The 14,524-nt window shown below is 38.6% G+C and carries 15 protein-coding genes, 2 pseudogenes and 1 riboswitch; of the genes and pseudogenes, 14 read left to right on the top strand and 3 right to left on the bottom strand.

The annotated features are described in order from the left end of the window. Positions 1-179, top strand: a pseudogene (locus MBEAL2_RS33350) (NADH oxidase); the annotation flags it as partial. 442 nt (positions 180-621) lie between these two features. Here MBEAL2_RS33350 and MBEAL2_RS26915 read toward each other — a convergent pair. Beyond that, positions 622-951: a hypothetical protein gene (locus MBEAL2_RS26915; protein WP_047155298.1), complete on the bottom strand. Its 330-nt coding sequence runs from the start codon at positions 949-951 to the stop codon at positions 622-624. A 570-nt stretch (positions 952-1,521) separates the two neighbouring features. On the opposite strand from MBEAL2_RS26915, the gene MBEAL2_RS26910 reads away from it, so the two are divergent. From MBEAL2_RS26910 to MBEAL2_RS32115, 4 genes are all read left to right on the top strand, one after another. After that, positions 1,522-1,716: a hypothetical protein gene (locus MBEAL2_RS26910; protein WP_047155297.1), complete on the top strand. Its 195-nt coding sequence runs from the start codon at positions 1,522-1,524 to the stop codon at positions 1,714-1,716. A 533-nt stretch (positions 1,717-2,249) separates the two neighbouring features. After that, a complete protein-coding gene (locus MBEAL2_RS30775; RefSeq protein WP_173427747.1) occupies positions 2,250-2,654 on the top strand; it encodes a CHRD domain-containing protein in 405 nt (134 codons plus the stop codon). A 571-nt stretch (positions 2,655-3,225) separates the two neighbouring features. After that, a complete protein-coding gene (locus tag MBEAL2_RS26905; RefSeq protein ID WP_047155296.1) occupies positions 3,226-3,639 on the top strand; it encodes a FixH family protein in 414 nt (137 codons plus the stop codon). A gap of 684 nt (positions 3,640-4,323) precedes the next feature. Continuing rightward, positions 4,324-4,485 carry a hypothetical protein gene (locus tag MBEAL2_RS32115; RefSeq protein WP_161798310.1) on the top strand — a complete coding sequence of 54 codons (162 nt, stop codon included), beginning with the start codon at positions 4,324-4,326 and terminating at the stop codon, positions 4,483-4,485. Between the two features lie 283 nt (positions 4,486-4,768). Here MBEAL2_RS32115 and MBEAL2_RS26895 read toward each other — a convergent pair whose 3' ends face one another. Then, positions 4,769-5,170, bottom strand: a complete 402-nt coding sequence (locus MBEAL2_RS26895; protein ID WP_047155294.1) for a hypothetical protein — start codon at positions 5,168-5,170, stop codon at positions 4,769-4,771. 605 nt (positions 5,171-5,775) lie between these two features. Here MBEAL2_RS26895 and MBEAL2_RS26890 point away from each other — a divergent pair. Continuing rightward, complete coding sequence (locus MBEAL2_RS26890; protein WP_152667945.1) at positions 5,776-6,117, top strand: Hsp20/alpha crystallin family protein; 342 nt, start codon at positions 5,776-5,778, stop codon at positions 6,115-6,117. A 214-nt stretch (positions 6,118-6,331) separates the two neighbouring features. On the opposite strand, the gene MBEAL2_RS26885 is transcribed toward MBEAL2_RS26890, so the two are convergent. Beyond that, positions 6,332-6,529, bottom strand: a complete 198-nt coding sequence (locus MBEAL2_RS26885; RefSeq protein WP_047155292.1) for a hypothetical protein — start codon at positions 6,527-6,529, stop codon at positions 6,332-6,334. Positions 6,530-6,738: 209 nt separating this feature from the next. Here MBEAL2_RS26885 and MBEAL2_RS32110 point away from each other — a divergent pair, with 209 nt between their 5' ends. From MBEAL2_RS32110 to MBEAL2_RS26850, 8 genes and pseudogenes are all read left to right on the top strand, one after another. Next, the gene (locus MBEAL2_RS32110) at positions 6,739-6,900 is read left to right on the top strand and encodes a hypothetical protein (protein ID WP_161798309.1); all 162 of its coding nucleotides are present in this window, start codon (positions 6,739-6,741) and stop codon (positions 6,898-6,900) included. A gap of 258 nt (positions 6,901-7,158) precedes the next feature. Further along, entirely contained in the window at positions 7,159-7,317 is a 159-nt protein-coding gene (locus MBEAL2_RS32105; protein WP_161798308.1) for a hypothetical protein, read from the top strand. 211 nt (positions 7,318-7,528) lie between these two features. Beyond that, positions 7,529-7,801: a PepSY domain-containing protein gene (locus tag MBEAL2_RS26880; RefSeq protein ID WP_047155291.1), complete on the top strand. Its 273-nt coding sequence runs from the start codon at positions 7,529-7,531 to the stop codon at positions 7,799-7,801. Between the two features lie 38 nt (positions 7,802-7,839). Next, positions 7,840-8,130: a hypothetical protein gene (locus MBEAL2_RS26875; RefSeq protein ID WP_047155290.1), complete on the top strand. Its 291-nt coding sequence runs from the start codon at positions 7,840-7,842 to the stop codon at positions 8,128-8,130. A gap of 229 nt (positions 8,131-8,359) precedes the next feature. Beyond that, a riboswitch (cyclic di-GMP riboswitch) is annotated at positions 8,360-8,443 on the top strand. A gap of 69 nt (positions 8,444-8,512) precedes the next feature. Continuing rightward, positions 8,513-9,514: a copper amine oxidase N-terminal domain-containing protein gene (locus MBEAL2_RS29830; RefSeq protein WP_052948052.1), complete on the top strand. Its 1,002-nt coding sequence runs from the start codon at positions 8,513-8,515 to the stop codon at positions 9,512-9,514. A gap of 970 nt (positions 9,515-10,484) precedes the next feature. Next, a pseudogene (locus tag MBEAL2_RS26860) lies at positions 10,485-11,600 on the top strand (IS3 family transposase). Positions 11,601-12,154: 554 nt separating this feature from the next. Beyond that, entirely contained in the window at positions 12,155-13,015 is an 861-nt protein-coding gene (locus MBEAL2_RS26855) for an STAS domain-containing protein (RefSeq protein ID WP_047155288.1), read from the top strand. A 527-nt stretch (positions 13,016-13,542) separates the two neighbouring features. Then, on the top strand, positions 13,543-14,307 hold the full coding sequence (locus MBEAL2_RS26850; RefSeq protein ID WP_047155287.1) for a PAS domain S-box protein: 765 nt from the start codon (positions 13,543-13,545) through the stop codon (positions 14,305-14,307). Positions 14,308-14,524: the final 217 nt, after the last annotated feature.

The following is a 14,524-nucleotide window of genomic DNA, read 5'->3' as shown; positions in this document are numbered from 1 at the left end:
AGCGATTACTGTTAGCGGCGTCCGCCATCGGAATGGGGGGGCACCCGCTTCTGGGGTTTGATGCAAACCTGTGTGATGAAATTTACAAGATAAATCCCCAAGGAAAAACCAGCCTCATCCAAATCCCGATCGGTCCCTATCGTCATCGTCCCTGGTTGAAGGGAGGTTTGCACAGTTAAGAGAAGCGAGAGTGAAAGCGTTCATGCTATTGCAAATCAATTCGTTAATTCGACTTTCACGGCCTAAAGATGAACACGAAGCCTGGACGCTGCTAAGATTTTCAGTCGCAACTTATCGTTTTTGAAAGAAAAATTTATTTCGCGTTTGGTAACGTGGAAACAGATAACGTACATGTCTCACATTAAGAGCCGGTTAAGGCCGTGATTTTTGTAGGGCTCCCGGGACTTGGACTCCCTTTGGCTAGTCAATACACGTGACTTTTAATCGTATCAAGAGGATTGGACAATAAGTGGTCGCGTATTAGAAGAAAAAGGACAGCGAGTCGCTGTCCTTTTGGCATATCATATCAGTAAAAAAGCTTAGTTGTTATTTTACCTAGACGTCACGAAGACTTTTACGCTTGTCTATTCATTAGGGTATTTAATCCCATTTCTGTCTTTATTACTTGAAACAATTCATGAAAGATGGGAATTCATTAAAAGATAGTGCCGGTGCTTTTGCTTGTTGTGAAGCTGGCGCATTAAATAATTGAGCCGGACAAGTAGACTGCTTCGCCGGTATTCCTTTACTGTTATTGTTATTAGCCAGAGCTTGTTGAACTAAATTATTTAATCCTTGATTATTAGCGGGATTCAATTGTTGTGTTCCAGTGTTACCACCGAAATTTTGTGCTCCGTTGGCGAAGGGGCAGGTACTCGCTGCACTTGCGCTACCTACGTTGAATGCCAGCAAAGATGCACCAAGAAGAGCAGCTCCTAGCAGTTTTTTCATGTTATCACTCCTAATCTGAAATTTGGTGTTTTCTAACTCTTGTTCCATCCTAACATACATACAAGCGAATTTTTGCTGGTAAATGTTTGTATGTAGCGGATCCAAAGTGAACGTCTGTTACGAATCTCTATGCTGGATGTTTTGTAATCTTTACGGATCGCATCACCATTATGCCGGCTTGCGTGTAACTATGGGAGCGTAAGAGAACGGCAATAATCCTTACTGTAAAAAACGTTCCAGATAGAGAACCCAGCAAACGTATACTTTTTAAAAATGAAAATGGATTAAGAAAAACGAGCCTCTAGAATCGCTTCTAAGGCTCGTTTAACGTGTAGGGAGACATTTTTGTCCCCCCTAAAATGACTCGATTTTCTCAAACACCCACTTTTGCAGCAGTCTCTTTGCGAAGGAGATTTTTTGCTTAGTTTTATATAATCGAGATTATCAGACGTTGACTTAAAAAATGGAACAACTATCTTTGCTGTTTCCATCTTCGGAATACAGGATTTTAGGCTCAACACCCATGTATTCTAGACATAAGCTAAAATCAGGGAAGAGGAGTGTTGCTCTATGTATCTATATGATCATATGTATTTTCACCCCTATGATTTAAAACATGAAACATTAGCAGTCACTGCGCCGGTGGTTAACCACGGGTTAAAAGAAGCGAAAGAAACCTCATACCCCTATGCACTAAAACAAGCTGCGGCGATAAGTTATTTAATGGGGAAGGGATATAACTTCCCACCGCTTGGCAAATCGTAGAGTCATGGTGGATGCGGAGAGAATAGAGAGATTGGATTTCAAAAATGGAGGGAAAGGTAAACCCGTTTAATGGAGCTGAATGGGAGACATTTCCTCTGGCAAGCTAAAGTAAGGTCATCTTTATTTTTCTTCTTCCTTTGTTTTTAATATAGGGGTAGCGCCACATGCCTATCAAGCTATCCTGAACATTAATATTCTCATCCTTCTGATGGTGCCGTAACTACGTGGCATGGTTATCTAACAGTAAATCTTCCGTCATGTGTGGTGCTGCGTCCACAGTATGGATGGCTTACGGACAGTCATCATTCAATCGTTTGACCTCCAAGAAGAAGAGTTTGAAAGACACTCTTGATAAGGGTGTCTTTCTTCTTGTATCCATGAGTATAGGAAAGTGCACCCAAAAGAAATCATTGTTTTTATAGAGAATCGATTATTAAAGATTAATTTTATTGATCATGGTTAATCGAACAATCAGCAATCTCTCCTTCATCATAACTTGAACTAACATATCGAAAGGAGGGATTCAAATAAGAATCTTTTCGGCACGTTTAAGAGGGTCAGAAGAAGTTCCACCCGTATCTACGAATGCAAAGGGAAAATTCTTTGCACGATTACTTGATGATGGGAGTAGGTTAGAGTTCAGCTTAGAAATCGAAGAGATTCAAAATGCATTTGAGGGTCATATCCACTTAGGACGTAGGGGAGTTAACGGCCCGATCGTGGTTTTTCTCTTTGGTCCGCTTCGACATCCTGTCTCTGTTAGAAAAGGAGCAGCGATAGTGACAGGTACAATCACAAGAGAGAACTTAGTAGGTCCGTTACAGGGGCACTCTCTACGAACATTAATCCGTCAAATGCGTTCGGGGAATGCCTATGTTAATGTACACACCAGGCAAAATCCTAACGGTGAAATGAGAGGCCAAATCGGTCATCGATAAAAAGTAAGGTGATTCTACTAAGAACTTTACCTTATTCATCGTTTAAAATTTGTAAGCAAAAAACCTAAAATTTTTAATTAAGGCTGTAACCTAACGCTTGTCCTTACCTTTTCACATAGTATGGAAGTCGATCTCTCGTGAAAAGGGGGAAGGAAATAGCAAGATTCTTTGGAATTAGAGAAGAAGTTGGGGTGATTCTCGTTCTCTTTATTTTTCTGGTGATTATTTCATGTTCAATTTGTGACTAGTACGGAATATGAATGAAACAAGCAAACTTTGCAGATACCTTCCCCGAGCACCCTGGCCATCCTTCTTCGCCCACTTTTGTACCACCCAAAAGGGGGCTTTTATATCACCGTGATTATCGGAAACAAGACAAAATGTATAGACATGGTGTACTTTTACGAACGGGCCAAAAAGGATTAGTTAGGATTTTATATGTTTTTATACCCTTCTGTTCCGAGAAGACTACGCCAAATAAAAAGCTGCTTAGCGAACAAAATTTCCGTTTTTTTTCGTGGTACCTCTGAATACAAAAGATGAACGTAAAAAATGAGGGAGGAACATAAGGGTGTATAGAATAAAACAATCCCTTGCTTTTATTATCATACTTGGAATTCTCACGATATCGTTTTTCGCAGGATGTTCAGAAAAAAATACATCCATTCAACCGCAATCAAATCATCCAAAGCTTGATATCCAGATACATCTACATCCTTTGCCGGCAAAAGTCCTCCAGAAAAACGAACTTTTCATCACATCAACAAAAACAGAGGACCAATCGCTACAGAACGCCGAGGTAACCATTACATTGTCAATGTTAGGAATGAACCATGGCAAGATTATAGTGCCTGTTGAAAAAAAGGACGGGGGCTTTCTTGGAATAATTACCCCTACAATGACTGGAGAGTGGATAGCTGACATCCATATTGTGAAAGACGGAAGAACAAATGCCATTCCATATACGTTTGAGGCTGTACCTTAGTCTTTCCCCCTCTCCATTCCGTCTTTAGAAGTTTCTCCTTGTTCTCCTTCTTCTAAGCTTACAGAAAAACATACAACAACAAAAGAAAAAAAGGCTCAATAGTGTTGTAATAAACGGCAGTAAAAGAAACGGTTTATCGGCCATAGCCCCCGGTATGGGACCCATGATTCCTGCCATCATACCGCTTAGTCCTCCGCTGATTACTGTTTGAAAATCACTAAGCGCTCCAAACAAAATACCAATGGTAATAGCTACAAGTGTATTTAAGATGGTAACCGGTATATTATAGAAGGGAATTGGTAGGCTCATACAATACCCAATGCGACTCCAGGAAGTCCGCTTACTGTCATGGTGATATTCATTCCGATATGGCAGCCGATTATTTCGCGAAATCTCACTACAAAAAAATAGGAATAGGTACCAACGATGAGGGCCACCCCCAGTAGTAACCAAAGAAACCAGGATATCATTCCTTTCCTCCTCTTTCATCTATTAACAAAAAATAATGCCTTTACCTAGACCTTTTCTTATCACTTTTCCTATCTCCTGTTCGTATTATACATATGATGAGTACTCGTCAAAAGTAAGGGGCAAAAGCCTCCAATCTTTGATTAGAAAGTCAATAAAAATTCGAAAGGGGGATAAAAATGAAAGAACAGATAAGCAATTTTTCAGAGGGAATGCATGGTTATTTTAGAAACAAAGTATCCAACAAATTTGGCGTTTCTTCAAACTGTACGTGTGCTAGAAAAAGAGAAGAAGATAGATGCAAAGCAAAATCTCGCAGGAGATGTGTATGCTAGTTTTAAAGCCTTTATGAGGCCTATAAAGTACGATGTGCAATAAGTAGCATAGGCAGAGAAAGATTGATGAAATGTATAATACAGAACGATTTGAGCAAAAATTAGACAACCTTAACCGAATTCTCAATTCGGTTAAGGTTGTCTAGAAAGTATCTTTTTGAAAATGCCAACACAAATTTAATGACTTTACGGTATAAAAATAGCTCTCTATGCCTCTAAGAGCCGATATGGGACAATCTAAGGCGTTATATTTTTTGCGAGAAATTCTCTATTGTTATCCACACTTTGAGCACATACCTCCTTAAAGGATATGTGGTTTTTTGTTTTTATAAGATGTTTTTTAGCATAGATTGCACCATTGGGCTTTGCAAAAGCTTCATAATCTGGGCGAAATCTATACTGCTAATTAAATTCTCTAGGAAGCCATCGTTTTTACTCGTTTTCGTACCATTTGGGGTAGTCGCCGCTTCTGCTTCGCCCTTATCGCGCCGCTTCCTGGGCCATCTATTATTTCTTTCGGCTAGATGCTGTTTAACCTCCGCTAGTTCTACCAGAATATTTTCGATTTTTTCCCTATTGTTCTTTGTCTCCCTAACATGGCCTTCTATTTCATGCAACGTATTTTTAATTTCTAATAATTGCTCATGCAGCGTATTTTCAATTCCTGATAATCGTTGGTTAATGATAGGCAGTTCTTTTCTCCGATTTGGACTGACCTTCTTTTTCATGACAAAACACCTCCTTTTTCTTTTGTACGAATGCGTCCCATATCATAGTATGTTGAAAAAGGCATAATAGAGATAGTGCATGTACCCAGTTTATAAACATACAAAAGGAGAAAGAGGAGAGAACATGAGGAGAAAAGTCCAGGCCATTGTTTTCCGAGTACAACAAGAAACTGATTTTCAGGACGTTAGTACATGTAAACAAAGAATTTGCAAGGTTTTTGTCTAAAGATTCCTGTGGAGTCGGACAGGTAACAATTCCCCTAATTTTAGAATCAGCTTACGCCGGCTCGTTTTTACATAGCCGAGATTATAGGAGACAACACAAGAAAAAAGAGCATTCAGTAAGAATGCCCTTTAAAAGTAAACTGTAAACCAGTGACTAAAAAATACGAAAGAGGGAGCTTCTCCGACAGACCTTCTCTTTCTCTTCTGTATCGATTTCACTTCACCCTGCATGTGCTGGTCTCCTTTTCCCTCAACCACTTCTAGATACCTAATTCTACCTACTTAGGATAACAGACTACACATAAAAAACCACAAGTCCTATTCTGTATGTAGCCAATGGGAAAAACAATTTTCTGTATGGAAACTGAGAGGGGGATACGATGATGTCAAAACATACTTCCAATCAGAAGTCTGAAAACGTCTCAAACACGGAGACCACACGAATAGAACAAAAAGGAAATGAAGTAATTATCCAGGTGAAGCTTTCAGAATACAACCGGAAAGAGATACGGGTTGAAACCTCAAACGACTGGTTATCTATTATGATCGGATCTACACCGGGAAGGATCCTAAAAACCATTCGATTACCAGCCAATGTGGATACGAAAAAGACGAAGGCAAACAACCGCGATAACGTGCTGACCGTTTCGATTCCGCTCAGGGGTTCCCAACAGATGATAATGCATATTTGGCATAAACTACGTATCTTACCAATTGAATAACTATAAATGAAAAAGTGGCATCATGAAACGCTGTATCTAGTGTATCCTTTGGCATTAAGCCAAAAAACGCCATGAATCTTTACAAGGGAGGTTTTATATTTCACGGGCTATCTCATTTTCATAACGAACATTATCAAACGTTTAAAGTCAGCTGTTATTTTGAAAAAGAAGTAAAACGGCTTTCAATACTTGGATTATTTATAGCAGCGTTTTATTAGCAGTATTTTTCTTTCATTTCGCTTATGATGGATATTGTAGAGCTCATCATTTCGTCGCACTCTTGTATTTTAGCCTTCATTATCTCCATATTCCCATCCATCTCCATAGGCATACTTTTCATTTTATCTATCATCATTTTCATGCATTTCAATTCGCACATCATTCTCTCCATGGACATCATCATATTTTCCATCTTACATTCCCTCCTTAAAACGTATTTTAAATTCCTTAAAAGATTATTGCTTAAAAGATGATTTATGCAAAAAAATCGAGGTGAACAATAAAAAGGAGAGTGCCTGGAAGGACAACCTTTTCTCTATTCATTAAATATTCAGCATGTAGGCGCAATACCAGGATAGTCAGTTCCTATACATTCACGCTAACGGAATAATACAAGGGGGGATGTCATCACTTAGTACGGAAGACGTTAAGCGAATGGCGAAAAATTCATTCCAACGATACGAAGCAACGATACAGAAAGCGAGGTCAATTCCGGGATTTGATCCAACCATCCGAAAAAGATACGGCGAATATATGGCTATGATGGATACTGATAAAGACTAACGAAGGAAGGATTCCTTTGTTCATTACGTAGGAGCAAGGAATCCTTCACAAAGTAAGTGATGACAATAGAGTGAATGGTACCCGAATTACCTACATGCTCATTCAACGTAGAACCTTCTTTCTTATCTAATCGGGTGTTTTCTTCTATGCGCCCGATTTTCATATTGTGCTTATAAAACGATATATTCATTTAACCATTGTTTTTATTCCACATAATATGCAAGTAGATTTTAGATAAAAAAAGAAGAGGGTGGAAGAATGGGTCTTTTTGGTCGTAAACGACGCCAAGAACTACAGGAAAGGCAGGAATCAAGAGCGGTACAGGAACCGGAAAAAGGACGGGAACAGCGCAAGTCAAAGGAAGGACGCAAACCACAGGCAGCAAGTGAACCACGGAAACAGAAAAAACGAGGTTAAATGAACTTCATTTTTGTTGTTTTATAAAGGCCGTCAGGAAAGGCGGTCTTTATATGTTCCATAATCATGCAAGAAAATCATTGGTTCTTTATTGATTACTTTTTTCCAACATGGGTTGTAAATAAGGTCGAATTAAAGTAGTCCTTAGAATTATTACTTATCAAAGAAACATAGTTATTTTATTTAAGTTCCTTCGCATTAGGAGTTGCTTATGTCTTTTACTCTTAGACTTATTCATCGAATAACAGGACTTATCGGTTCGCTCTTGGTCATTCTCATGGCCGTTACTGGATTATTATTAAATCATCGTTCACTTATCGGGTACAATGTAGAGACGAAAATGAAGCTCCAACAATTTATATTTAATTTACATACCGGAACAGTCGGGTCAGTATCGATCCTATGGCTTACTGATTTAGGAGCAATATGTATGCTTGTATTAAGCATGACAGGCATATGGATGTGGTTCAAACGAAGACGATAAGAAGACCTTACAAATAAAACAACATGGGAGATGTAAAAATGAAATCAAGCAAAACAATACTTATATCAGCTATTTTACTACTTGCATTGGTACAGACAGGATGTAGTTTGTCTGAGCAACCTGGACAAGCTCAATCCAAACAAGTGGGAGAATCCCAGCAACATAACCATCAGACAGATGGACATCATCAACATGACCATCTGGCAAACATGGATCGCAATCACGCTGACACAACGAATCCTATACAAGTCGAATTAACCGGCTTAACTATTATTGAAAATGAAGTTAATACCGGGGATTTTCAAAAGGCAGAAGTGACGTTCAATTAAATGCATTCAGCCTATCATTCAGCTGTGCTTCCTCAAATTAAAGACAAAAACAAAACATTAGCTGATGATATGCATAGTAAGTTTGATGCATTAGAGGTTGCTATTACTACCAAAAAACGATTAAACAATTTGAATTATAACAATAAAAACTGATAAATAGACAAATATTTGATGACTTTTTACCTATGAAAAAAATGTCGAATTGTTGTACTATTGAACAAATAGTTTTATTCGATAAAGGCAAACTCATTGAAAAATGGTGACGCAAAGCTATAGGGGCTAATGTCGTTGACGATGCCAGCCAGCTACCGAATACCTATACGACAGGATAGGCTTATTCGGTAATCGGATAGGCTTTTTATTATTGAAGGGGGATTTATGAATGAAAAGGTTGGTGCCACTTAGTTTAATTTTTGCGTTAAGTTCAACGCCTGTTTTTGCTGCTAATGAGCCACAAATCACATTACAGCCAATCACAGGACAACCAGAAGCAACACAACCAGCAACACAACCAGCAACACAACCATCTAAGGGAAACTCATCAAACTTTAATTGGTATTACAATCATGAAGGTAAAGATGAACACGATGATGAAGATAAAGACGAACACGATGATGAACATAAAGACAAGCACCATAAAGATGAAAACAAAGATGGAGCAGACAACGAATCAGAGAAACAATTAAAGGAAGCTTTAAAAGCACTTAAGGGTCAATCAAAAGATGAATTGAAAAAGAATGCAGAGGCTTTACGTGAACAGATTAAAAAACAAAAAGAATCATTACAAAAGATTGAAGATTACCTCGGGGAACTTGCCCAGATTTATGAGCAATCAGGCGATATGAATCAAGCTGTTGCTGTTCAAAAGGAAGCAATAAAAGAAAACCTTCAGAACTTAGAATACTATAAGAAGTTAGGTAAAATGTACGAAAAAATGGGTCGAACTGGAATGAATACTTTTGTTAATGGTGAACAGCTAAAGGTTGATGTTCCTCCTGTAGTCAAGCAAGGTCGCACATTGATTCCATTCCGAGCTATTTCTGAATCCTTAGAAGCAACTGTAACTTGGAATCAAAAGGAGCAAACTATCACGGTTACAAAAAATGGGGTTGAGATAAAACTTCGTATTGGAGATACGGCTGCTTACATAAACAATCAGCAGGTTAAGCTCGATGTTCCCGCTGAAATAATGAACGGACGGACTTTAGTTCCTATTCGATTTATTAGTGAGACCTTTGGCACGAAGGTGCAATATGAACCTGAAACCAAAGCGGTAGTTATTTATGAAGAAGGAAATAGTACTAAACCAGCTACTCCTGATACTGCTACACAAACACCTGTTAATAATAACAGTACACAAACAGCAAATACTCAAATTCAATAAAAGACAACCTTCCTTAAAGAACAAAATCCACCGGCTTAGCTGGTGGGTCTTTTTTTATTATGTTTGCAAAAGTATACTTTTATAAATTTTTTAGGTGTTTTATTTTGGGATGCTTAAATGGAACTGTACCAACCCAGACTCTACCGTTGTTCATTTCATGTTCCAATAAGGTTTACCACATGCCTATCAAGTTAAGCCTATTCAATAGCCAGCGAACAAAGAAAATTTATGCTTTGAGTAATTATCCATGAAAAGACAATGAATTTTTATCATTTTGGGCTAGAAAAATTTCTTAACTTGATGGCTATGGGGTTTACCATACTGGGATACTTACAGATGGCTGCATTACACTTCAAAATATAAAATGTTAGTTGAACGGAAAAATTCGGAGAAAAACAGAAATCGTACTTTGAAGAAAACAGGGCTTTTTCAGACACTAATATCTCATTGATTAACTGATCCCCCCTTTAACAAAGTTCCATCTCATAGGTAATCGCCCAACACTCGTCCAAACCCATTCACATAATCTGATATCATCTCTTTGATAAAAAGGAGGGGGAAGAAAAATGGCAGGTTTCGGTTGTGGTGAGGAAATCGGGATTATTCTCGTACTTTTTATCCTACTCGTTATTATTGCGTGTGCATGTGAGTAATAAATAGCACAAAAGAACCCTTCTGGTGAACAGAAGGGTTCTTTTATTTGCATCGTGCAGATTATCGTACATTCCGACTTGAAAAAGGCAAATACCTAACACTTCTCTATATCCCTCGCATAGATTGTTAGTATCCTATAAGCAGGTAGGATGAAGAGCAGGAGAATTATCCCGATGAACATCTTCCACCACACAAAAGCCTCTTTTTTCAGAAGAGGTTTTTGTGTGTTTAACTTAGATTTTAAAGTTAATACTACCCCTTTTTATAATGGACCCAACAATCTAGACACGAGATAAGGAGATGTTAAAGTAGATTTATGAAGACAAGAAAAAGCTATACAGCTGAATTTAAATCTCAAATCGTGCTAGAAATCTTGCGGGAGGAAAAAACGCTAAATGAAATTGCCTCCACGTATGGGATCCATGTTAATCAACTTCGGCAGTGGAAAAAAGCAGCCATTGAACAGATGCCACAACTATTTTCTAATGAAAACAAAAAGTTGGAGCAGGTAAAGACACAGTATAAAGAACAGATTGAAAACCTATACGCCGAGGTTGGAAAATTAACCACGCAATTGTCGTGGCTTTAAAAAAAATCTGGCATTAAAGACGAGAGATGAGCGCATCGCCATGATTGAATGGGAAAATGCTGAACTCACCATCAAGGCGCAAGCTGAGCTGTTGAGTCTCAACCGCTCGAGCCTGTACTATAGGCCCGTAGGCCCTTATTAGAGGAGGTTGCACTCAAACACCGAATCGACGAGATTTATACGAAATATCCCTTTTACGGCTCTAGACGCATCGCCGTTCAATTGCGGACAGGCGGTTTCACAGTCAATCGAAAAGCGGTTCAACGCCACATGCGAGAAATGGGAATCGCCGGGATTGCGCCAGGGCCAAACCTAAGCAGAAGGAACCACCAGCACCGAATTTATCCGTATCTCTTGCGCGGTCTGACGATTGACCATCCGAACCATGTGTGGGGCATTGATATTACGTACATTCGCTTACGGCGGGGCTGGCTGTACTTAGTCGCCATTATTGACTGGTACTCTCGCTATGTCGTAAGCTGGGAGCTGGACCAGTCTCTTGAAATGGATTTTGTCCTGGCAGCCGTGAAACGTGCCCTGCACCAGCACCAACCTGTTATTTTGAATAGCGACCAAGGGAGTCATTTCACAAGCCCTCAGTACACGGATGTACTGAAAGACAAAGGCATTCAAATCAGTATGGACGGCAAGGGTCGAGCCTTGGATAACATCATCACCGAGCGTCTTTGGCGCACGGTCAAGTACGAAGAGGTGTACTTGAAGGACTATGAAAGTCCGAAAGAAGCTCGACGAGAGCTGACAAACTTTTTGGCGTTCTATAATCACGAGCGGCCGCATCAATCTCTCAAGTACCAAACGCCCGCTTCCCTCTTCTTTGTATAGAGAAGCGTCCCCCTCCTTTTCGATCTTTCTTACGGGTTCACCTTTCAAACTCTAACTGTCCCTTGACAGGCGAGTCCCTAAGAAAGAAAATACACGGTAAGAACAGAACGCGGTGGGAACTTCCCCTTCATGCCAAATTAAAATCTCCACTGGCTGCCATCAAGTAGAACCTCCTCGTTCTACCCCCACCTTAGATTCTTAAAAATCGTGTCTTGACGATGGGGTCCACTTTATTATTTACTGTGCTAACGGGCAGTATAGCGTAACAATACTCATTATGTAGATGGGGCAACCCATCTGGTTTCTCAAAACAAGTTTCTTTTTTTGTCATTCATATAAAAGTAGACAAAAGCAGGCATAAAATCCTCGTTTCATCATGAAATGTTAGTGGTATTAGGAATTAGGTTGGGGTAAATTGGGATAGGAAATATCAGCTAATACATAAACGATTAGGTTTCAGTTTTGAAGAAGGACAGGGGATGAAGAAGTTTCTGATACAAAACAGACAAGTTTTTTATTTGATAGAATTGATAACACGATGAGGGAGAATGAGGATGCACAGAAATCAAAAATTGTATGATTTTTTACAGAAACATGCCAAGCAAATTAGCGATGAATGGTACGACTCCATAGAAGATAACGATCCTACGTCCGTTTATGCTTCGAGCGATCCTGTGGTTGTAAGTACATTGAGGGAACAAAATCTTGATTTCAACCTGCACTTAAATCAACTTTTTGCCGAAAAGGAATCTGCGTTTTGGGGGCCTTTTAGAGACTGGATCGTTATGATTGCAAAAGATACAGCCCATTTAAGAACCCCCGTTCATTATGTCATTCGTGAATTTGGGAGAATAAGAAAATTATATTTGCATTACATAAAGGAATTTATTCAATTGCATAACGAAGAAATTAAGCAAAAGGATATTGATTTGTGGAATGATTTGATTAATAAAGCTTTCGAGATTTCGATTCAGGTGTTTGCAGAAGAAGCCCATAAAAACACACAAAAAAAGCTAAAAATTCAGCAGGAAATCATAAATGAACTCAGTTCACCTGTGATTATGCTAGCGAATCATATGGCTCTTCTTCCATTAGTGGGGGATATTGATACGACCCGCGCTAAAATCATTCTCGAAAATACACTTAGACAATGTGCGAGCAAGGGGATAGCACATCTTTATATTGATTTATCTGGGGTTGTCATGATTGACACAATGGTCGCACAGCAAATTTCTCATCTCATAAAAGCTCTAAATTTAATTGGAGTCAAATCTACATTATCTGGTATGAGACCTGAAATCGCACAAACAGCTGTAAGTTTTGGAATTTCTTTTGAAGGAACGCCAATAAAGGCAAATCTTGCTCAGGCATTAGCGTTAGAGGTAGGGAGAAGTGGTTTAAATAATCACCTTTAGATGGTTGCATCTATTGCATTCGACAATCAAACAAGTCAGCTTAGTATCAAGCTGGCTTGTTTTGTTTAGGGATATAAAAAGATTCATTCTTACTTCTACAAAACGGACATTACGTAATGATGGTATATTAATCGGGGTTATATTCCTGTTTAAACCTAGCAAATACGAGCGTTCGATTTCTAGTAATAAGGTTTGTTATCTGTTCGTTTTCCACATTTTCTACACTTCCTACCCAATCATTATGAACGGAACAAGCGTCGCATCGTCTGCTTCCAAAAATCATAGCAATATCGCTTCTGTTTTTATGTAGTAAAAGTCAATTAGATAGTATAGTACCCTTTTTTTTGTGCTTTAACATCCGTTTGTTTTAAAAATACGGTGTCTTTCCAACTGTGCCTTAATACGATTCGAAGGATGTTTTAGATTTATGTCTGTGCTTATTGTAAAAGAAATTTAAAGAATTAGAGTCATTTAATGTTCATGTAAAAATAAAAAGTATAGCTTTTAGTAAGGAGTGTTGGATTTTTATGAAAAATAACACGGATGAAGAAATGTACCGTCAAATCGTTGAGTCTTCCGCAGAGGCAATTATTATTCAACAAAATGGGAAATTCATATACATAAACCCAGCAGGAGTAAATTTTTTAAGAGCTGCTTCTAGTGAGGAAGTTATAGGTAAATCTGTATTCGATATTATACCCGAAGAGTATAGAGAGCTGACGATAAGGCAGATACAATCTGTTCTTGAAGAAAATAAACCAATTGGAATTATCGAAAAAAAATTAAGACGGTTTGATGGTAGGCTCGTTGAAGTAGAAACAAATTGTACTCCTTTTGCTTATGAGGGTAAAAAAGCGATTCAATCTGTCGTCAGAGATATAACACAGCGGAAAGAAATCGAAAGAACACTCGAGAAAGTGTCGAAAGAAATGAATGTACTATCAGCTCCAGTCATCCCTATTTTAGAAGGTGTCGCTGTGTTGCCCCTAGTGGGTTCTATCGATTCAGACAGAGCGAAATATATTTTGGAATATGTACCTTTAAAAGTAAAGGAACAAAATGTCCATTCTTTAATTAGCGACTTTTCAGGCATCTATACACTTGATGCAGTGGTAATTGACTGTTTATTTAAAACGAGTGCTGTACTTGGTTTGCTTGGTGTTCGCTCTATTGTAACGGGAGTAAGACCTGAGGTTGCCCAAACGGTTGCTCAACTCGGAATGGATTTATCCTTAATACAAATATTTGGAACTGTACAGGAAGCATTATGTGAATTTGGTGTTAAAGGATAGCTTCGTAAGCTTTAGACAGAATAATAACCATGTTCCATGACAGTTTTAGCAAACTTGGGTGTTGCGGATGCCGTCTTTATTATTTCTTAGATACGAAAAGGTATGATAATTTAACATCAAATAAAGAGAGCTATATCATAAATTAAGCGTGTTTACTAAGCTAACTGGAATCATTAGCGAAATTCGGCTGTTACGGCAGTCGATTTTCTTTACCATG

The sequence above is a fragment of the Aneurinibacillus tyrosinisolvens genome (assembly GCF_001015055.1).
GTDB lineage: Bacteria > Bacillota > Bacilli > Aneurinibacillales > Aneurinibacillaceae > Aneurinibacillus_A > Aneurinibacillus_A tyrosinisolvens.
Note: the sequence above shows the minus strand (reverse complement) of the source record. Positions and strands in the feature narration are given on the sequence as shown.